The organism is Microbacterium sp. F51-2R, from assembly GCF_052180235.1.
Taxonomy (GTDB): Bacteria; Actinomycetota; Actinomycetes; order Actinomycetales; family Microbacteriaceae; genus Microbacterium.
The window spans coordinates 1,815,926-1,835,959 of record NZ_CP197470.1; the positions used below are offsets into that span (position 1 = coordinate 1,815,926).

Below are 20,034 nucleotides of genomic sequence, written 5' to 3' on the forward strand. Positions count from 1 at the left end.
GGGAGCGAGGCGACCGCTCAAAGGCGGCCCTTCGGGCCACACGAGAGACGCAAGAACCCCCGCTTTACCGGGGGTTCTGTGGCGGAGACGGAGGGATTTGAACCCTCGGTCCCCTTGCGAGGACTCCACCTTAGCAGGGTGGTGCACTAGGCCTGACTATGCGACGTCTCCAGGCATCCACACCGAAGGGCGGACGCGCTCAGCAATCATAACCCGGACTCTCCCCCGCCAGAAAACGCCGGGTCGCGTGCCGAATCGGGCGCAAGATTCCGGATGCCGCGGCGAGAGCGTACGACGAACAGCCGCCGCAGGCAACCCCCGTGTCTGCAACGGCGGCCCAGCCTACGGTTCCTCCATGAGTACAAACCCCCCTGATCAGGCCTATCCGCGCAGAGAGGTCGATGCCAACGGCGACGGCTACGCCGACGGGACGGCCCCCGCGGACCGCACCGTTCCCGCCGACCGCACCGTTGCGATGGACCAGGCGGACACCCGGCGCGTCGACACGAACGGCGACGGCTACGCCGACACCCGGCGCGTCGACACCAACGGCGACGGCTACGCCGACCGCACCGTGCCCGCCGACACCCGGCGCGTCGACACCAACGGCGACGGCTACGCCGACCGCACCGTCCCGGCCGACCGCACCGTGCCCGCCGACCGCCGTCCGGTGGACGCAGGGGCCGCCGGCGCGGTCATCGCGCGCGACGACGTCGTGGCCCGCGAGCGAGAGCGCTTCGGCGGCATGAAGTTCGGCTCGGCGTTCTTCGGATGGCTGACGGCGATGGGCCTCGTCGTGCTGCTCACCGCGGTCGTCGCCGCCATCGGCGGCGCGATCGGCATGACCGCGCCGCAGACGGCGCAGGATGCCGCCGACGCTGCCCAGCAGAACATGGGCGCCGCGACCATCATCGGGGCGATCGTCATCGGGATCGTGCTGTTCGTCGGCTACTTCGCCGGCGGCTACGTCGCCGGACGCATGGCCCGCTTCAGCGGACTCATGCAGGGCCTCGGCGTCTGGCTGTGGGCCATCATCATCGCGATCATCGTGGCGATCATCGCCGCCATCGCGGGAAGCCAGTGGGACATCTTCGGGAACCTCAACAGCTTCCCCCGCATCCCGGTGACCGCCGACCAGCTCACGCTCACGGGCGTGCTGACCGCCGTCGGCGCGGCCGTCGTGACCCTCGTGGGCGCCCTCCTCGGAGGCATCACCGGCATGCGCTACCACCGCCGGATCGACCGCGTCGGTCTCGGCTACGAGGAGTGACCCGCGCCCTCAGATCACTCGTCTGACGGATCACCCGGCGCCCGCAACGGGCGCCGGGTGTTCTGCGTCAGGGCGTGGCGCAGCGTGACCACTCTCAGAAACCTCCGCTCCGGTGACCGGCACCGGGCGGAGGCGCTGCGTCAGCGGTTCTTGACGTTCCCGTTCGAGCACGTCTCCTGCGCGGCCGTCTGGCCGGCGATCGCCGAGGGAAGCTCCACCGCGGACTCGGTCGGTGCCGGCGTCGAGCCGTCGGGGCTCGTCGTCGCCGAGGCCTCGGGGGCCGGCGTCGCCGCGTCGGTCGCACCGGGGGTGGGCTCGACGACCACGACACCGCCGCCCTGGCTGACGTCGCCCGTCAGCTGGATCGGCTGGTTCGCCGCGAGGGCTGCCCACAGCGCGTCGGCGGCCGATTTGTTCGGCACGACGCGGTTGGTGTCCTGCGGGTCGTCGTTGACGGGGTACTGCACGAAGACGATCTCGTCGAACGGCACGTTCTTGACCGCGAGGGCGATCTGCACGAGGGTCAGCGGGTTGGTGAGGCTCTGCGACGGCGTGATGTTGTCGACCGCCGTCGTCGCGAGTTTGTAGAGCGTCGCGGGGTTCGACAGCACCTCTTCGCTGACGAGCTTGCGCGCGAGCCGCGACATGTACTGCTGTTGGTTCGAGATGCGGCCGAGGTCGCCGCCGTTGCCGACACCGTGGCGCGTGCGCAGGAACTGCAGGGCGTCGATGCCCTCGATGTTGCGCATGCCGGCGGGCCAGTCGATGCCCGTGTACGGGTCTTTGATGCCGTTCGCGAGACACACCTCGACACCGCCGATGGCGTTGGTGACCTCGATGACGCCGCCCCACGTGATCTTGGCGGCGTACTGGATGTCGAGGCCCGTCAGCTGCGACACCGTCTTCACGACGCAGCCGAGGCCGCCGTAGGTGTATGCCGAGTTGAGCATCTGCTTGCTCATCGCCGGCGACGTCGAGCCGTCCTCCTTCGTGCAGGAGGGGATGGGGATCATGAGGTCTCGCGGGAACGAGATCACGGTGACGCGACGCGGATTGTCCGAGATGTGCACGAGCATGTTGACGTCGTTGAGCTCGCCCTCGGCGTCCTTGCCGGTGCAGCGATCGCCGAAGTACTGCGCGTAGGCGGGTTCACAGGCATCCGTCCCCGCAAGGAACAGATTGACACCGCCCTCGATCGCGCCGATGTCGGGCGGAACGGACTCCTGGCCCTCGAGTGCCACGGCGTCTTTCGTGAAGTTGGACGTGATGTCGATGGCGGCATACGCCGCGACTCCGGCGCCCGAGACGAGCGCGACGGCCACCACGATCCCGAGGATCTTGAGGATCTGCGAGATCGGATGCGGCGACGTCAGCGCGCCGTGCCGCGCCACCGTGCGACGGCCGTGCTTGTCAGGCTCAGTCGTCTGGCTCACTCGGGTCCTCTCGGGGGAATGGGTCTCGCCCTCGAGGCGCCGACCCGTCCGACATCGTCGGGAGCGGAGTCTCGGCTATCGATCTGAGGGACGAGTTCTCAGAATCTCGGATTCACGTCGGAAACCTCCTCATACTCTCACGCGCTTCTGTGGCGTCGCTGAACGCCCTCCCTCAGCCGAACGGGAGCCGGTCAGGCGAACGTGAGCCGGTCAGGCGAACGTGAGCCGGTCAGGCGAACGTGAGCTGGCCGCGCACGATCGAGTCGCCCGAGTGCGCCGGGTTGCCGTCGACGGGTTCGAACGAGATGTCGACGAGGTCGTACTCCGAGAGATCGACACCGGCGGGGATCGCGAACGAGCCCTTGGATCCGTCGAGCACGCCCAGGCTGATCAGGGCGCCGCCGTCGTTGCGGATGAGCCAGACCTCGCGGTAGTCGGCCGAAGACGAGGCGCCCTTCAGCGTGACCGTGAGGGTGCGCGTGCCGTCGCGGGATTCGTCGACCTCCGCCGACCCGATGGCCTTCGGATGGTCGGGGAACGCCGCCAGCGACGCCGAGGCGATCGACGTCGGCGCGACCGTACCGAGTCCGAGCCACACTCCCCCGCCGATCACGAGGACGAGGGCGACGGATGCCGCGAGCGCCCACCATCCGCGGTGACCGCGGCGAGGTCGAGTCGAGGAGGAGGGGGCGGATGCCGCGGCAGCGGCCTCGGCATCCGTCACCGTCTGCGCAGCCCCGCGCGACGGCGACGACGACCGGTCGTCCGTGGCTCCGGGGTCGACGTCGGCGACACCGGCCACGCCGGCCGGCTCGTCGGGGCCGATCTCGGCGGCGAGACCGAGCTCATCGGCGATGCGGCCCCAGACCCGGCCGGGCGGAGCCTCGAGCTCGAGATCGTCCATCGTCGACCGCGCGACACCCGCTGCGTGGGAGAGCTCGGTGACGTCTGCGGCGCAGACCGGGCACGACGTGAGGTGTTCGCGCTCCGCAGGAGAGGCGACGGGCTCACCCAGCGCGATGAGGGCGAGCTGTTCGGGGTCAAGGTGTGACACGGGTCACCTCCAATCGGTTGCGCATGCGGGTGAGACTTCGCCGGATGTGGCTCTTGACAGTACCCAGAGGCATCCCCAGTCGCCGCGAGATCTCTTCGTGCGTCAGATCGTCGAAGAACGCGAGCCGCATGACGGCCTGGGCGTCGGGTTCGAGCTGCTGCATCTCGTTGGCGACGAGGAGCGTCTCGGAGAGGTCCGGCGGCTCGCGGACGAGGTCGTCGGGGCTCGTCACCCGCTCCATCTCGGCCTGCAGCGCGCGGATCTTCGCGCGCGACTCGTGCATGTCGGCGATGCGGCGCCGGGCGATCGCGACGAGCCAGGTCGACAGGCGGGCCTTCGTGACGTCGTAGCTCGCGCGCGACGTCCACGCCGAGACGAACGTGCGCTGGGTGACGTCCTCGGCGTCGCTGCGGTCGCCGAGCGATCGCAGCGCGAGCGTGAAGACGACCGGCGACCACCGACGGTAGACCTCGGCTAGCGCCCGCTCGTCACCCGCGACGAATCGCGCGTTGAGAGCGGCCTCGGCGTTCGAGGCGCCCTCGAGAGCGGCATCCGGCTCCACGTGCCCCTCGCTCCTCATGATTGCGGCTTTGCGATCGCGACCACGTTATCCCGGTAATGGCCCGTACTGGCATCGAACGGACCACCGCACGTGATGACGACGAGAGCGGGATCGCCCTCGCGGGCGAACAGCTCGTCGGTCGGGAGCGCCGCCTTCTCGTAGTAGGTGAGCGATTCCACGACCCACGTCCGGGTGGAGCCGTCGGCGGCCATGACGGCGATGGTCGAGCCCACGGCGACGTCGCGGAGGTTCGCGAGCGGCCCGATCGGGTAGTCGACGGCGTCGACGTGCGCGGCCAGCACGACGTGACCGGCCGTGGCCGCGGCATCCGGTCCGTAGCGATACCAGCCCGCCACGGCGGGATCGACGGGAAGCTGCATCTGCCCGCCGGGTTCGACGCCGACGTCGACCACCGGCATGTCGACGCCGATCGACTCGATGACGAGGCGGTCGGGGGCGATGCGCGCGGCGGGCGGCGGGACCGCGGCGGAGGTGACGGGCACCTCGACGACGTCGGTCGGAGGCACGGGTGCGGGAATGGATGGTGATGGGGAGGGTGTCGTCACTCCCGCACCCGTCGGCGCGCAGGCGGTGAGGCACGCCGCGACGACCGTGCCGATGAGGGTGGCCATCGCCAGCCCGTCCCGGCCGTGTCGACGCGGCGTGCCGGCGCGCATCAGCGGCGCGCCTCCTGCCGGCGCCGCATCGCCAGCGCGGTGGCTGCCGCAGCGGCGATGGCGAGGGCGCCCGCCCCGGCGAGCGCGATGAACGACATCGTCGTGTCACGCTGCGCGAGGTAGCCGGCCGTGCCCGAGGGCACTCCCCCGGGGTTCGAGTGCGCGACCGAGACGGTCTGCACGGCGAGGGCCAGGTTCTCGTCCTCGGCGCTCCCCCACGCGTAGACGATCGTCAGGACGCCGTCCTGGATCTGCACGTCGGTCGGTCCGAGCACGGGTTCGGTGGTGCCTGCGAGGGCGACGGATGCCGAGACCGGCCCCGCCGGCAGGTCGAGCGTCTTCTCGTTCGGGTTCGTGAGGTCTTCGATCACGGGGCTGCCGCCCGCGAGCACGTCGACGGCGGGCGCCGCGGCGACGTGCCGGACGGTGAGTCGCCCTTGCCCGGCGGCGGTGGCGGCCGTGTCGTTCTGGAAGAGCTTCAGCGAGGGCTGCCCGCTCTCGGAGAGGTAGGCGGCGGCGGTGAAGTCGCCGTCTGCCGTGAGGGTGATGGTCGCCGGGCCGAGGATCGGCGAGCTGGCGTCGGCGGCATTCGGCGCCGTCAGGGCGACCTCGTAGTCGCCTGCCGGAAGGGTCAGGGGTCCGGCCAGCTTGCCCGGCTGGAAGTCGTCGAGCGTGAGAGCGCCGTTCACGTAGACATCGACGGGCGTGTCGGGGATGCCGTGGAGCACCGAGAGTTGAGCTGAATCGCTCGTGCTCGCGGATGCGGGCACGGCGAAGCCGAGGGCGGCGATGAGGCCGACCGCGAGGCCGGCGGCTGCTGTCTTGCGCACTGTCTTCCTCCTTGTCATGAGCGGTCGGTCACCGCTCTTCGACAGTGACTTCCCCGTGAGGTGCGATTTCGGATGCAGGGATCTTGAATTCGGTCGAGGTGCATCCGGACGAGGCATCCGGACGGAACAACTCATCAGCCCCCGCTCACCGCTTCGACCTCTGACGATGAGCGGGGGTCCTCCTCCGCTGGTTCGTGAGACGACCTGACGAAAGGACCGCCATGAGAAACCGGGTCATCGAGGCGACGTGGTTCGAGTACGGGGGCTACGGAGACGCCGACGTGCTGCAGGAGCGCACCGAGGTGGTCGCGCCGCCCGGGCCGGGCGAGGTCATCGTCGAGGTCATCGGGACCTCGCTCAATCACATGGACGCATTCGTGCGCAACGGCAAGGAATCCACCTGGTCGGATGATCCGTGGCCCCGCCGCTCGGGCAGCGACTTCGCCGGGATCGTCGTGGCCACAGGCCCCCACGCGGAATTCCCCGTCGGCTCGCACGTCGTCGGGCATGTGCGCACGGGCGCGCACGCGACGCACGTCACCGTGCCGACGTCGACGCTCGTCCGCAAGCCCGCGAAGCTCATGTGGGAGGTCGCCGGTGCGCTCTACCTCGCCGGCGCGACAGCGCTCGACACCCTCGACCAATTGCGCATCGGGCCCGGCGACACCGTCGTCGTGTCGGCGGCCGCGGGCGGGGTGGGAAGCATCGAGACGCAGCTGGCGAAGCACCGCGGAGCACGGGTCATCGGCACGTGCGGGGAGCGCAACTTCGACTACCTCCGCCAGCTCGGCATCATCCCGGTGCGATACGGCGAGGGGATCGTCGAGCGGATCAGGCGCGTCGCCGAGGGGCCGGTCACGGCGTTCATCGACAACTTCGGCAAGGACGGCCGCGACATCGCGCAGGAGCTCGGCGTCGCCGACACGCGATACCGGTCCAGCGCCGACCGGCGCGAGGTCGAGTTGAGTCTCCTCCGCGACGACCCCGAAGCCGTCGCCCACGGCACCGGGCAGCTCGGCCGCCTCGTCCAGCTCGCCGAGGCGGGCGCATTCCGGCTGCTGGTGTCGGGGCTCTACCCGCTCGCCGACATCCGCGAGGCCTTCGAAGACCTCGCGGAACTGCACTCCCGCGGCAAGATCGTGCTCGCGACGAGGCCCGTGACGACGTACCGCACGATCAAGGCCCGCGAGGTGCACGAGGCGATGACGGGAGGCTACGCCGCGTAGGGCAAGCCTCCGGTCCTTCCCCGTGACCGCCCGGCTTCAGCCTTCCGGACGCCCGACGGGGGGCGCCGCGGTCGAGTCCCGCACGACGAGGCTCGTCGCGAGTTCGACGCGGGTGACCTCGGGCGGGCTGTCTTCGAGCAGGCTGAGGAGGAGGCGGGTGGCCTGCTCCGCCATCTCGCGCAGCGGCTGGTGTATGGTGGTCAGCCGGGGGCTCGCGAGCTCGGCGACGGCGAGATCGTCGAAGCCGACCACCGACAGCTCGCGGGGGACGGTGACCCCGCGCGCCGCCGCCGCGTGCAGCACCCCGAGGGCCTGGACGTCGCTTCCCGCGAAGATCGCCGTCGGCGGATCGGCGAGGCTCAGGAGCGCGTGCGCGTGGCGCTCCCCGCTCTCCCTGTCGAAGTCGCCGAAGCGCGTGAGCTCCGCGTCGACCGGGAGACCGGCCGCCATGAGCGCCGACCGGTAGCCGTCGAGCCGCGCGAGGGAGCACATGACGTCGGCGGGTCCGGTGATCGCCGCGATGCGCCGATGCCCGAGGTCGATGAGGTGCCTCGTGGCCTCCAGCCCACCCGCCCAGTTGGCGGATCCGACGGACGGGACGCCGGGGGCCGGGTCGCCCGCGGGGTCGATCAGGACGAACGGGATGCCTCGGGCCTTGAGCTTCGCGCGCCCCTCGGCCGTGATTCCGGCGAAGAGCAGGATGATCCCCGTCGGACTGCGCCGCACGACCGAGTCGAGCCAGTCGTCCGCCGGCGCGTACCGGTCACCGCTCACCGACAGCGAGATCGCGAGGCCGGTCTGCGCCGCCGTCTCGCGCACGCCCTCGATGATCGCCAGCGCCCACTCGCCCTCGAGCTCGTGCAGCACGACCTCGACGTACTCGCGCCGCTGCCTGCTCTTGCGCCGGCGGTACCCGCTCGCGCGCAGCTGCTCTTCGACGAGCTCGCGCGTGGAGGACGCGACATCCGCCGCCCCGTTGAGCACCTTCGAGATCGTCGTCATCGACACACCGGTGCGCGCCGCGATCTCCTTGAGCGTCACCCGCTGCGCACGTGCCATGTCGCGTCCACGGGCCGAGCACGCCGTCTTCGCATCGCCGCGCGGCTCAGTCGATCGTGAGAACGGTCCACGAGCAGGGCGGCAGGGTCACACTGACCGCCCCCTCCGACACGTCGACCGAGTCGTTCTCCTTCGGCGCGACGCGATCGGGGTGCTCGAGCGTATTGGCCGCGTGGATGTCGTCGTCGAAGATCGATGTGGCGCTCACGGTCGTCACTGCACCCAGGGCGCGTGAATCGATCGTGAGGGTCGCGGCATCCGTCAGACTGCGGTTGACGGCGAAGACCGTCGTTCCGCCGCTCTCGTGATCGTGCGTCGCGACCGCGTCGACGAGGGAGACCTCGCCGTAGCGCTCCGTGACGTACGTGGGGCTGTCGAGCTTGAGCTCGAGGGCGACCGGGCGCGCCAGCCGGGAGGTGAGCGAGAACGGGAAGAACGTCGTCTGCCGCCAGGCCGGGCCGCCGGGCTCGGTCATGATCGGCGCGATGACGTTGACGAGCTGGGCGAGGCTCGCCGACGTGACCCGGTCCGCGTGGCGGATGAGCGAGATCATCAGGTTGCCGAAGACGACGGCGTCGAGCACCGAGTAGGAGTCCTCGAGGATGCGCGGCGCGACCGGCCAGGCGTCGACATCCGTGATCTTGTCGACCTGGTCGTAGCGCGACTGGTACCAGACGTTCCACTCGTCGAACGAGATGTCGATCGTCTTGTCGGTGTTGCGCATCGCTTTGACGTGGTCGGCCGTGGCCACGACGGCGTCGATGAAGCGGTCCATGTTGACCGCCGACGCGAGGAAGCTGCCGTAGTCGTCGCCCTTGGGCTCGTAGTACGCGTGGCACGAGATGAAGTCGACGTTGTCGTACGTCTCCTCGAGCACGACGCGCTCCCATTCACCGAAGGTCGGCATCTGGGCGCTCGAGCTGCCGCACACGACGAGCTCGAGGTCGGGGTCGATCTGCCGCATCGCGCGCGCCGTCTTCGAGGCGAGCTGCGCGTACTCCTGCGCGGTGCTGTGGCCGAGCTGCCAGGGGCCGTCCATCTCATTGCCGAGGCACCACATGCGGATGCCGTGGGGCTCGGGGTGCCCGTTGGCGACACGCTGGTCCGACAGTTCCGTGCCGGAGCGGATGTTGGCGTACTCGAGCACGTCCAGCGCCTCGAGCACCCCGCGCGTGCCGAGGTTGACGGCGTACATGAGCTCGCTGTCGACCTTCGTGAGCCACGTCGCGAATTCGTCGAGACCGATCTCGTTGGTCTCCGTCGAGTGCCACGCGAGGTCGAGGCGGCGGGGGCGGTCCTCGCGCGGTCCGACACCGTCCTCCCAGCGGTACCCCGACACGAAGTTGCCGCCGGGGTAGCGGATCGTCGAGACGCCGAGCTCCCGCACGAGCTCGATCACATCGGTGCGGAAGCCGTCCGCATCGGCGTGCTCGTGGCCCGGCTCGTAGATGCCGTCGTAGACGCACCGGCCGAGGTGCTCGACGAACGAGCCGAACAGACGGCGGTTGATGGGGCCGACCTCGAAGTGCGGGTCGATGGTGAGGTGTGCGCGGATCATTCTTCTCTTCCAGTGGACAGGGGAACGAAGGCGGAGCGGACTGCGCCGGGATTCACTTGAGGCTTCCGATGGTCAGGCCGCCCTGCCAGTACTTCTGGAGGGTGAGGAACGCGATGATCAGCGGGATCACCGAGACGAGCGAGCCGAGGATGATGATGCTCCACAGGCTCTGGCCGCCCGCGGCGCCGTAGGTCGAGGCCGTCGACTGCCACAGGCCGATGCCGACCGTGACGGGGAAGAGGCGGTTGTCCGACAGCATCACGAGCGGCAGGAAGTAGTTGTTCCACGATGCCACAACCGACAGCAGCAGCACCGTCACGATGGCGGGGCGCAGCATCGGGAGGGCCACCTGGCTGAAGATGCGGAACTCGCCGGCGCCGTCCACGCGGGCGGCGTCGAGCAGCTCGTCGGGCACGGCATCCCGCGCGTAGACGTTCATGAGGTAGACGCCGAACGGGTTGAGGAGCGTCGGGAAGATGACCGCCCAGATCGTGTTCGTCCATCCCACCTGCGCGAACAGCACGAACGTCGGGATGACGAGCGCCGTCATCGGGATCATGACGGCGCCGAGCACGATCGCGAACGCGGCCCGGCGCCCCGCGAAGCGGTACTTGGCGAAGCCGTAGCCGGCGAGCACCGCGAGCACCGTCGCCCCGAGGCCGCCGACGAGGGCGTAGAGCGCGGAGTTCCCGAGCCAGCGCGCATAGATGCCGCCGCCGTAGGTGAAGAGGTCGACCAGGTTGCCGATGTAGTTGATGTCGTCGGCGAACCACAGCGCGCTGCCGCCGCCGAAGAGACCCGCCGACGTCTTCGAGCTGTTGACGATGACCCACCAGAACGGGATCAGGAAGTACACCATCAGGAGCGCGAGGACGATGTTCAGCGGAATGCGGCCGCGCGTGCGGATCGGACGCTTCCGGGTGTCGGAGGTGTCTTTCGCGCTGGTGCCGGTGAGCTCCATGGGAGTGACGCTCATGAGAAGAAGCTCCCTCGCTTGCGGGTGGCGAACAGGAAGATGTAGACGCAGATGAACACGACGGCGCCGAGCGCGAACGAGATCGCCGAACCGTAGTTGTAGTTGGCCAGCGAGAACGCCTGCTGATACGCGTACATGTTGGGTGTGAAGTCGTCGGGGATCGAGCCGGCGGCCAGCTGCTGCAGGATCTTCGGCTCATTGAAGAACTGGAGCGTGCCGATGAGGGCGAAGACCAGGATGAGCAGGAGAGCCGGGGCGACGAGCGGGATCTTGATGCGCAGGACGATCTGCCACTGGGATGCCCCGTCGATGCGCGCCGCTTCGTACAGCGTCGGGTCGATGCCCTGCAGCGCGGCGTAAAGGATGATCATGTAGTAGCCCGCCCATTGCCACGTGACGATGTTGAGCAGGCCGTAGAAGATGAGGCCCGTACTCAGGAAATCAGGGGCCTGGCGACCGAAAGATTCGAAGATCTCCGCGAGGGGACCGAAGTTGTCGCTGTAGAGGAACCCCCACATGAGGGCCCCGATGACAGTCGGGATCGCGTAGGGCATGAAGATCATGAGCCGCGAGAACCGGGCGAAGCGCGACACGACGATGTCGAGGATCAGCGCGATCGCGAGCGACACCGCCATCTGCAGCGGGATCAGCACGAGCGAGAAGCGGATGACGAACCACACGCCGTCGAGGAACGACGGGTCGGTGAACGCCTTCGCGTAGTTGCCGAGGAAGACGAACCTCGTCCCGCCGATGAGCGACTTCTGGAAGAGGCTGAGGTAGAGCGCGAAGCCGATCGGCAGCACCAGCAGCGCGAGGAAGACGATCCCGAACGGGCCGACGAAGAGCCAGCCGGTCAGGTTCTGACGGGCCGCCGTGGCGCGGCGGCGCTTGGTGGGGACAGGGGTGGCGGTAGAAGAGGCGGTCATGATTTCTCCCGGAGTCCGAGGGATGACCGAGGGTCGGTCCGCGCGAACGCGGACCGACCCCCGGCATCCGTCACTTGACGGTGAAGCCCTGCTCCTCCGCGTAGCCCACGACGTCCTTCTGGAGGGCGTCGGCGGCCTCGGATCCGGTGGCGGATCCGTCGTTGATGCGGGCGATCTGCTTCGTCAGCGCCGAGTAGTAGTACTGGCCGATCGGCGTGTACGTCATGCCCTTGTAGGCGTTGGCCGCCGGCACGTACACCTCCTTGTTGGCCTGCTGGCCACCGAAGAACGGCACCTCGTAGTTCAGGAACTCGTCGGACTTCAGCACGCTCTGGTTGAGCGGGAAGATGATCTGGTTCTGCCAGCCGTCATCCAGCGACTTCTGGTCGGCGTAGACCCCGAAGGCGACCTTCGCCGCGAGCTCCGGGTTCTTCGCCTGGCTCGTCACCGCGAATGCGGAACCGCCCCAGTTGATGGCGATCGGCTTGGAGGCGTCCCACTGCGGCATGGGAGCGGTCGCCCACACACCGGCGTCCGCACCCTCGCCGACGCCGGCGCCCTGGAGGTATCCGGGAGCCCACGCTGCCGAGAGGTACGTGGCGTAGTCGCCCGCGATCACACCCGAGATGTACTCCGGCGTGAACTGGTCCTCCGTACCGACCAGGCCCTTCGAGACGAGGCCCGCCCAGTAGTCGAGGACTTCCTTGATCTCGGCGCTGTTCAGGTCGATCCCGATCTCGCCTTCCTTGGCGGGGTCGTACGTGAACGGCTCGGCGCCGTTCTGGTACATCAGCGCCGTGACGTAGGCGGGCTGGTTCGCGGCGAAGCTGGCGAACACGGGGCCGCCGGCATCCTTGATCTTCTGGGCGGATGCCTCTACCTCCTGCCACGTGGTGGGAGGCGTGATGCCGTACTTGTCGAAGACGTCCTTGCGGTAGATCATGCCCATCGGGCCGCCGTCGATCGGTGCGCCGTAGACGCCGTCGCCGACCGAGACGTCCTTCCAGGCGCCTTCGCTGAAGTTGTCCTTGACGTCTTCGTAGCCGAGGTCCTTCAGGTCGACGAGGGCGTTCTGCACCTGGAACGGCGCGATGCGGTCGGCCTCGACCATCACGACGTCCGGGGCGCCGCTGCCCGCCGAGATGGCGGTCTGGAACTTGTCGTACTCGTCGCCGCCGGCGCCGGCATTCGTCCAGCAGACCTGGACGTCGTCGTGAGCCTCGTTGAAGTTGTCGACGACGGCCTCGGAGTTCGGGTACCACGCCCACAGCGTCACGACAGGGGCATCGGGCTTCTTGATGGTGTTCGAGCAGTTCGCGTCGGCGTTGCCGCCGCCGCCGCCAGTGGATCCGCCGTCGTTCCCGCCGGCAGAGCAGGCAGCGAGGCCGCCTGCCAGCACGAGCGTGGCCACCACAGCAAGGACAGGATTCGTCTTCACTGGAGATTCCTTTCGGTTTGCTGGACATCTTCGTCGGTGCGCGACCGTCTCCGGAAAAGGGGCCGGCCGGGGTGAGCAAGCCTCTTCGGGAGCGTGGTCTACAACGTTGTAGAGCAACGTTGTAGAAACTTTGCCACCGGGGTCGCTCCGGTGTCAAGGGATGAACGGGATTTCCTCATCCGGCGCCGAAAGTTCGGAGCCGGTCAGTAATCGACCGGGGCGCTTCCGAGATCGCGCAGCAGATCGGCGAGAGACGCGTACGCCCGGTCGCGGTAGGCGGCCAGCTCGGGAGCACGCTCGGGAGGCGTCGCGAGGAACCCCCGGCCCGATTTGACGCCCTTCTCGCCGCGCTCGACGCGCTCGGCGAGGATGCCGGGCTCGCTGAAGCGATCCGGATAGGCGTCGTGGAGCGACCGGTAGCAGAACTCATACACATCCAGTCCTGCGATGTCGGCGATCGCGAACGGTCCGAAGAAGGGGAGCCGGAAGCCGAACGTCGTGCGGGCGATCAGGTCGATCGCCTCGGGAGTTGCGACGCCTTCCTCGACGAGCCGTGCCGCCTCGCTGAAGAGGGCGTACTGCAGCCGATTGAGCACGAAACCCGTGACATCCGTGATGGGCACTCCCACTTTGCCGCATTCCGCGAGGAGTTCCACGACGCGTGTCACCGCTCCGGGATCGGTCGTGCCGTGCGGGATGACCTCGACACCCGGCACGAAGGTCGCCGGATTGCTGAAATGCACGCCGAGGAACCGCGCCGGGTGCCGCACCGCCTCCGCGAGCGCACCGATGGAGATCGTCGAGGTGTTGCTGCCGATCAGGGCGTCGGGACGAGCGGCCGCACTGATGCGGGCGAGGGTCTGGTGTTTGATCTCGAGGACCTCGGGCACGGCCTCCTCGATGAAGTCGACGTCGGCCACGGCATCCTCGATCGACGAAGCCGCACTCACCCGGCTCTCGATCCGCTCTCGGGCGTCGGCCGGAAAGAGGCCGCGCGCCGCGTAGTCGTCCGCCTCCCCGATGATGCGTTCGAGGTTCGCGGAGGCGAGCTCGGCGCTCTGGTCGGCCAGCACGACCTCGCGACCCGCGAGGGCGAGCACCTGGGCGATGCCCCCACCCATGTAGCCGGAGCCGACCACCGCCGTCTTCGTGATCATCGGGGGTCTCCTTCGTAATCGTCGATCAGTCGCACCTTCGACGCCGAGGCCGAATCGGGGTCGAACCGATGCTCGAGCCATTCGTCGACGAGCTTCTTGGCCAGTTCGAGACCGATGACTCGTGCCCCGAGGGTCAGCACCTGCGCGTTGTTGCTCTTGACGGATCGTTCGACCGAGTAGCTGTCGTGAGCCGTGACGGCACGGATGCCTCGCACCTTGTTGGCCGCGATGGCGACGCCCAGGCCCGTTCCGCACACGAGGAGAGCCCGATCCGCCTCGCCGCGCGCGACGATCCGGGCCGCGTCGATGGCGACGCGGGGGTACGGCGTCGCCTCCGCGCTTGTGACGCCGACATCCACGACGTCGCTCACGCGCGGGTCGGCCTCGAGCATCTCGCGCAGCACCTCTTTATAGGCGAATCCCGCGTCATCGGCTCCGACGACGATCGTCCATCCCATGGTTCACTCCGCTTCTTCAGGCGCGACTGTTTCCGGCGCGACTGCTTCGGGCGCGACGGCCGCCTGTGCGACGACGTCGGCGATGATCGAGAACGAGGTCGCCCCCGGGTCGGGGTGGCCGACGCTGCGCTCGGCGAGCGGGCGCGCCCGCCCGCGGCGCGGCGTCATGGCCGTGGTCGCCTCGGCGCCCCGGCGGGCCGCCTCCGCCGCCGCGGCGAGCGGGGCCGGCAGCGACGCACCGGCCGACACTTCGCTCGCGAGAGCCTCGGCGAAGGGCAGGAGCGCGTCGAGCATGGTCTTGTCACCCGCGCTCGCGCCGCCGAGCTCCGCGATCCGCTCTGCCGCTGCCGAGACGCCGGCCGAGACATCCGCGGGGGTGATCGTCTCGGGCGAGCCGAGAGACTCGCCGAGCCGCACGAGGGCGGCGCCCCAGAGCGCCCCGGAGGTGCCGCCGGCCGTCTCGGACCACGCCTCGCCAGCCGCCTGCAGCACTTCGCGGACTCCCGCGGCCGGGTCGGCGTCGTCTGCCGCGCCTACGGCCGCGGTGACGCCCCTCAGCATGCCGATCCCGTGGTCGCCGTCGCCCGCGATCGCGTCCAGCTCCCCGAGGCGGTCGGCCTCGACCGCCACCGCATCGCGCGCGGCGTGGAGCAGCTCTCGCGCGACGCGCGCGGCGTGCTGCGCGGCGGCCGTCGCGGGCGGGCGTTCGGGCTCGGGGCCGGGAGCGGCCGACCCGGGCACCGAGTTCCGCGAAGCCGAGCCGGGGGTCGCCGGAGGAGAGGCGGCGCCCGGAGCGCCTCCGGGCGCGCTCGGCGCCGCCGCGGCGACAGTGCCCTTCCGAAAGCCCGGCGCGGAGGCCGGAGCCGACCAGAGCTCCTCGAGCTCGTCGTCGAGCCACAGCACGGTCAGCGACACGCCCGCCATGTCGAGACTCGTGACGAACTCGCCACAGCGGGGATCGACGACCTCGACGCCGCGGCTCTCGAGGTGGTCCACGACGAAGCCGAAGAGCACGAACAGCTCTTCGGGCGTGACGGAGCCGAGCCCGTTGAGGAGCACGACGGCGCGGCTCGCGTCATCCGGTCGCTCCGCCAGCAGCGGCTCGGCGAGGGTCACGGCCAGTTCGGAGGCCGGCTGGTGCGCGACGTCGCGCACGCCGGGCTCGCCGTGGATGCCGAGGCCGATCGACATCTGCCCCTCGGGCACCGTGAAGAGCGCGTGGTCGGCCCCGGGGAGCGTGCAGCCGGCGAAGGCGACGCCGTGGCTGCGCGTGCGGCTCTTCGCGAGGCGGGCGAGGCGCTCGACCTCGTCGAGCGGGTCGCCCCGGTCGGCGGCGGCGCCGGCGATGTGGAAGACGCAGAGGATGCCCGCGATCCCTCGCCGCTCGTCGATCGAGTCGGCCGGCGCGCTGGCGACGTCGTCGGTGATGAGCACGGTGCGCGCGTCGATGCCGTCGGCGCGCAGGCGCTTCTCGGCCTCGCCGAAGTGGATGACGTCGCCGGCGTAGCGGCCGTAGGTGAAGAGGATGCCGCCGCCCGCGTCGGCAGCGTGCGCGACGCGCAGCGCCTGCGCGGTCGATGGCGACGTGAAGATGTTGCCGCACACGGCGCCCGCGGCCAGGCCTTCGCCGACGTAGCCCGCGAAGGCCGGATAGTGGCCGGAACCGCCGCCGATCAGCACCGCGACCTTGCCGGAGTCGAGCGGCCGCGCGCGCACGACTCCCCCGTCGACGAGCCGCACCTCGTCGCGATGCGCCCGCGCGAAGCCGCGGAGGGCGTCGGCCACGAACGAGTCCGGATCCTCGAAGATGCGCGTCATGACGAGGCATCCGTCCCGTGAGACTGCCGCACGCGACTGGTTCCCGGCGTGTAGTCCCGGCGCGGGAGCACGCGCTGCCGGAGGTAGTCCCGGTTGGTCGCACTGACGCTCAGCCCGTCGCCCCCGTAGTGCTCGACGCAGATGACGCCCTGGAAGCCGTTGCGCAGCGCGATCTTGACGGCCTCGCGGTAGTTGATGACACCGAGCTCGAGCGAGGTCGGCACCGTCGAGACGAAGCCGGCCGCGGCATCCTCGTCGCGCGTGTAGTTCTTGACGTGCCAGAAGTTCGCGTACGGCATCGTCGCCTCTGCGATCGCGCGCCAGTCCTCGACCGGCTCGTGCAGCCGGATCAGGTTGCCGATGTCGGGGTTGAGACCCACGTTGTCGAGGCCGATCTCCTCGACGAGACGCACCGACGACTCCGACGTGCCGAGGAAGGTGTGCTCGTAGAGCTCGAGCGACAGGATCAGACCGGCGTCCGCCGCGTGCCGCCCGAGTTCGCGCAGGCGCGTGACGGCGAGGGACCAGGCATCCTGATCCTCGAACGGGTCGCGATGGCCCTCGACCGTCCAGAACCACAGCTGATCGCGCTGGGCGGCGGTCAACGCCCGGTGCAGCCCGACCGACACGACGGGGATCGAGAGCGACGCCGCGACCTCGATCGTGCGATGGGCGTATGCCAGGTGCGCCTCGCCGTCGCGCTCGTCGATGACGCTGCGGCGGATGGCGGAGAGCGATGCGGCCGTCGATCCGGTCGCCGCGAGACACTGCCGCAGCGCCTCGACCTGCCCCGGCGCGAGATCGCCGTAGTGCACCCACGAGTCGGTGAGGTCGACGTGCGAGAAGCCGGCGTCGTGCACTTCGCCGAGGTCTGCGAGCCAGCGCTCGACCGGCGGCGGGGAATCCGCGGCGGGATGGGCGTCGCCCATCGGCAGCATCGCGGCCGCGATCGGCCAGTCGTCGGCGCTCAGCATCCTCGGTCCTCAGTGGCTCGCACACGGGCACGATACCGTAAAGTACAACGTTGCATTTCGTCCGCCCGGCAAACCGAGCGGCGCGTGGAATTCCGCCGTTTCGCGCGGGGAGACGCAGTAGAGTACAGACGTTCAAGGGCAGGGGGACGGCATGGGACCGACGATGCACGACGTCGCGCGAGTCGCGGGCGTGTCGATCAAGACGGTGTCCAACGTCATCAACGACTACCCCCACGTGCGCCCCGGCACACGTGACAGGGTCAACGAGGCGATCCACCAGCTCGACTACCGTCCCAACCTGTCGGCACGCGGCCTGCGCTCGGGTCGCACGGGCGTCATCGGGCTCGCCGTCCCGTCGCTGCGCGAGAACTACTTCGCCGAACTCGCCGACGCCGTCATCCGCGCCGCCGAGAAGCGCGGGCTCGGCGTCATGGTCGAGCAGACGAGCGGGCAGCGGGATGCCGAGCTCCGCGCCGTGTCGACGAGCCGGCCGCGATTCCTCGACGGCCTGCTGTTCAGCCCCGTGAGCCTCGGACAGGACGACGCCGAGGCGCTCCTCGTCGACGGACCGCTCGTCCTCCTCGGCGAGCGCATTTTCGGCGGACCCACCGACCACGTGACGATGCACAACATGTCGTCGGCGCAGGCCGCCGTCGAGCACCTGCTCGAGATCGGCCGCCGGCGCATCGCGCTCATCGGCGCCGACCTCGACGGCGGCGACGAGCCGAACTCGGCGAACCTGCGACTGCGCGGCTACCTCCGCGCCCTCGAGGGCGCCGGCATCGACCTCGATCCCGCGCTCGTGCGGCCCACCGCGATGTCGCAGTGGAACCGCGCGGGCGGTGCCGCCGCGACCCATCGGATGGTCGCGGACGGTGTGCAATTCGACGCGATCTTCGCCCTCAACGACACCCTCGGGCTCGGCGTGCTGCGCGCGCTGGGCGAAGAGGGCATGACCGTGCCCGACGACGTCGCCGTCATCGGCTTCGACAACATCGACGAGAGCAAGTACTCGGTGCCCTCGATGACGACGGTCGACACGGGCCGCGACGAGATCGCCGCGATCGCCGTCGACCGGCTCATCGAGCGCATCAAGGAGAAGGGCGAGCGTCGCCCTCCCGAGACCTTCAAGCCGGCCTTCCGCATCATCCGGCGCGAGTCGACGGGCTTCGCCAGCACCGACGACTAGATCGCCGACTCGAGCGGCGCCTCCACCTCGAGGGCCCGAGCGGGCGCGAGCCGCTGAGCCTGTGATCCAGAGCCGACCGTCGAGGCCCGGACGACGAGTTCGGGGAGCACGCGCTGCCGCGCCTGCACCGGACGGCCCTCGATCGCATCCAGGACGGCTTGCAGGGCGGCCTTGCCGACGGCGTCGAAGTCCTGACGCACCGTCGTCAGCGGCGGCAGCAGATGGCGGGACTCGGGCGCATCGTCGTAGCCGACGACCGCGATGTCGTCGGGCACGCGGATCCCCCGCGTCGACAGCCCGTGAAGCAGTCCCAGGGCCATCTGATCGTTCGACGCGAAGACGGCCGAGACATCGTCGAGCGGATGCCGCGCCCCCACCTCGTAGCCGAAGTCCGACGACCAGTCGCCGACGAGGGTGCGCGACTCGAGCCCCCGCCGCTGCATCTCCGCGCGCCACGAGCGCTCGCGGGCTCGCGCATCGATCCAGTCCAGCGGCCCCGCGAGGTGCAGGATCGAGCGATGCCCGAGCCCCACGAGGTGCTCCGCGACGAGGGAGGCCCCATGGCCTTGATCGACGGCGACGGTGATCATCGACGGACGGTCGTCGACATCGCCGGCGACGACCGTCGGCACGTCGAGCGGGGCTCCGGTCACGGCGAGGAGCGACGACGTGCGCGGCGCGATCATGCACATGGCGTCGACGCCGTGGCTGGACAGATCGGCGATCCCGTCGCGGATGCCCCCGTCGCCCAACCCGTTCAGCGAGAACGCGGCGACCGTGTAGCCGACCTCGCGGGCGGCGCGCTCGATGGCGAGCAGCGTGTTCTTCGGCCCGTAATGGTCGGCAGCATCCACGATCACCCCGACGCTCCGCGACTGCCGGGAGGCCAGCGCGCGGGCGACCGAGCTCGGCTGGTAGCCCAGCTCCTCGATCACGCGCAGCACGTGCTCGCGGGTGGACTCCTTGATGTTGGTGTGGCCGTTGATCACCCGCGAGACCGTCATGTGCGACACGCCGGCGCGCACCGCGACGTCGTAGATGCTCGGCCGGGCGCGTGAAGAGGAGGCGTGTCGGGCCATCGAGCTCCTATCGGCCGGTCGGGGGGCACCGGCAGAGACGTGCGGGCGCAGTGCGTACCGCGGGGTCGACGAGGGATTGCGTTCATCGGGTGTGGTTACAACGTAGTAAACGCCTGAGCAGACTCTGACTCGCCGCGCCCGGCATGTCAAGCGGGGCGCGCGCCGCGCGTGGCGGATCACGGGGGTCGAGGCGTCCGTCGCCCGTGGTCCCCCGCTCAGCCGAGGAGGCGACCCGTCGAGTGCGCGTGGCAGGGCAGCGATGCCGTCCGCACGATCCGCCGAAGACACGCCGGACGGATGCCTCGTCCCCGCGGCGCGTCGTGCGCGCGCCGTGCGAACGGCACGGCGGA

General features: G+C 69.8%; 18 protein-coding genes and 1 tRNA gene. 3 read left to right on the forward strand and 16 right to left on the reverse strand.

Annotated features, from left to right (window positions below):
- Positions 1 to 79 precede the first annotated feature (79 nt).
- Positions 80 to 171, reverse strand: a tRNA-Ser gene (locus ACSBPH_RS08160).
- 184 nt (positions 172 to 355) lie between these two features.
- On the opposite strand from ACSBPH_RS08160, the gene ACSBPH_RS08165 reads away from it, so the two are divergent.
- Complete coding sequence (locus tag ACSBPH_RS08165; protein WP_442577090.1) at positions 356 to 1,270, forward strand: hypothetical protein; 915 nt, start codon at positions 356 to 358, stop codon at positions 1,268 to 1,270.
- Between the two features lie 140 nt (positions 1,271 to 1,410).
- On the opposite strand, the gene ACSBPH_RS08170 is transcribed toward ACSBPH_RS08165, so the two are convergent.
- The 5 genes from ACSBPH_RS08170 to ACSBPH_RS08190 form a co-directional block, all read right to left on the reverse strand.
- On the reverse strand, positions 1,411 to 2,703 hold the full coding sequence (locus ACSBPH_RS08170; RefSeq protein ID WP_442577091.1) for an LCP family protein: 1,293 nt from the start codon (positions 2,701 to 2,703) through the stop codon (positions 1,411 to 1,413).
- A 229-nt stretch (positions 2,704 to 2,932) separates the two neighbouring features.
- Entirely contained in the window at positions 2,933 to 3,757 is an 825-nt protein-coding gene (locus tag ACSBPH_RS08175; RefSeq protein ID WP_442577092.1) for an anti-sigma factor domain-containing protein, read from the reverse strand.
- Complete coding sequence (locus ACSBPH_RS08180; RefSeq protein WP_442577093.1) at positions 3,744 to 4,337, reverse strand: RNA polymerase sigma factor; 594 nt, start codon at positions 4,335 to 4,337, stop codon at positions 3,744 to 3,746. The genes ACSBPH_RS08175 and ACSBPH_RS08180 overlap by 14 nt, the downstream gene beginning before the upstream one ends.
- Entirely contained in the window at positions 4,334 to 4,951 is a 618-nt protein-coding gene (locus ACSBPH_RS08185) for a class F sortase (protein ID WP_442577094.1), read from the reverse strand. The genes ACSBPH_RS08180 and ACSBPH_RS08185 overlap by 4 nt, the downstream gene beginning before the upstream one ends.
- 44 nt (positions 4,952 to 4,995) lie before the next feature.
- A complete protein-coding gene (locus ACSBPH_RS08190; RefSeq protein WP_442577095.1) occupies positions 4,996 to 5,826 on the reverse strand; it encodes a DUF4397 domain-containing protein in 831 nt (276 codons plus the stop codon).
- A gap of 221 nt (positions 5,827 to 6,047) precedes the next feature.
- Here ACSBPH_RS08190 and ACSBPH_RS08195 point away from each other — a divergent pair, with 221 nt between their 5' ends.
- Positions 6,048 to 7,052, forward strand: a complete 1,005-nt coding sequence (locus ACSBPH_RS08195) for an NADP-dependent oxidoreductase (protein ID WP_442577096.1) — start codon at positions 6,048 to 6,050, stop codon at positions 7,050 to 7,052.
- Positions 7,053 to 7,088: 36 nt separating this feature from the next.
- Here the strand turns inward: ACSBPH_RS08195 and ACSBPH_RS08200 are convergent, their stop codons facing one another.
- The 9 genes from ACSBPH_RS08200 to ACSBPH_RS08240 form a co-directional block, all read right to left on the reverse strand.
- Positions 7,089 to 8,111 carry a LacI family DNA-binding transcriptional regulator gene (locus tag ACSBPH_RS08200; protein WP_442577097.1) on the reverse strand — a complete coding sequence of 341 codons (1,023 nt, stop codon included), beginning with the start codon at positions 8,109 to 8,111 and terminating at the stop codon, positions 7,089 to 7,091.
- A gap of 46 nt (positions 8,112 to 8,157) precedes the next feature.
- A complete protein-coding gene (gene arfA, locus ACSBPH_RS08205; protein ID WP_442577098.1) occupies positions 8,158 to 9,669 on the reverse strand; it encodes an arabinosylfuranosidase ArfA in 1,512 nt (503 codons plus the stop codon).
- A gap of 52 nt (positions 9,670 to 9,721) precedes the next feature.
- Complete coding sequence (locus ACSBPH_RS08210) at positions 9,722 to 10,645, reverse strand: carbohydrate ABC transporter permease (protein WP_442577099.1); 924 nt, start codon at positions 10,643 to 10,645, stop codon at positions 9,722 to 9,724.
- Positions 10,642 to 11,571, reverse strand: coding sequence for a carbohydrate ABC transporter permease (locus ACSBPH_RS08215; RefSeq protein WP_442577100.1), 930 nt, complete (start codon positions 11,569 to 11,571; stop codon positions 10,642 to 10,644). Before ACSBPH_RS08215 ends, ACSBPH_RS08210 begins: the two co-directional genes overlap by 4 nt.
- A 70-nt stretch (positions 11,572 to 11,641) precedes the next feature.
- Positions 11,642 to 13,009 (reverse strand): ABC transporter substrate-binding protein, encoded by a 1,368-nt coding sequence (locus tag ACSBPH_RS08220; RefSeq protein ID WP_442577101.1) that lies wholly within the window; start codon positions 13,007 to 13,009, stop codon positions 11,642 to 11,644.
- Positions 13,010 to 13,212: 203 nt separating this feature from the next.
- Positions 13,213 to 14,166, reverse strand: a complete 954-nt coding sequence (locus ACSBPH_RS08225; protein WP_442577102.1) for a 3-hydroxyacyl-CoA dehydrogenase family protein — start codon at positions 14,164 to 14,166, stop codon at positions 13,213 to 13,215.
- Positions 14,163 to 14,624, reverse strand: coding sequence for a ribose-5-phosphate isomerase (locus tag ACSBPH_RS08230; RefSeq protein WP_442577103.1), 462 nt, complete (start codon positions 14,622 to 14,624; stop codon positions 14,163 to 14,165). Before ACSBPH_RS08230 ends, ACSBPH_RS08225 begins: the two co-directional genes overlap by 4 nt.
- 3 nt (positions 14,625 to 14,627) lie before the next feature.
- Positions 14,628 to 16,442, reverse strand: a complete 1,815-nt coding sequence (gene dhaL, locus ACSBPH_RS08235) for a dihydroxyacetone kinase subunit DhaL (RefSeq protein ID WP_442577104.1) — start codon at positions 16,440 to 16,442, stop codon at positions 14,628 to 14,630.
- Entirely contained in the window at positions 16,439 to 17,416 is a 978-nt protein-coding gene (locus tag ACSBPH_RS08240; RefSeq protein WP_442577105.1) for a sugar phosphate isomerase/epimerase family protein, read from the reverse strand. Before ACSBPH_RS08240 ends, dhaL begins: the two co-directional genes overlap by 4 nt.
- A gap of 151 nt (positions 17,417 to 17,567) precedes the next feature.
- Between ACSBPH_RS08240 and ACSBPH_RS08245 the strand changes: the two genes are divergently transcribed.
- A complete protein-coding gene (locus tag ACSBPH_RS08245; protein ID WP_442577106.1) occupies positions 17,568 to 18,605 on the forward strand; it encodes a LacI family DNA-binding transcriptional regulator in 1,038 nt (345 codons plus the stop codon).
- Here ACSBPH_RS08245 and ACSBPH_RS08250 read toward each other — a convergent pair.
- Complete coding sequence (locus tag ACSBPH_RS08250) at positions 18,602 to 19,684, reverse strand: LacI family DNA-binding transcriptional regulator (RefSeq protein WP_442577107.1); 1,083 nt, start codon at positions 19,682 to 19,684, stop codon at positions 18,602 to 18,604. The two genes, ACSBPH_RS08245 and ACSBPH_RS08250, sit on opposite strands and share 4 nt — an antisense overlap.
- Positions 19,685 to 20,034: the final 350 nt, after the last annotated feature.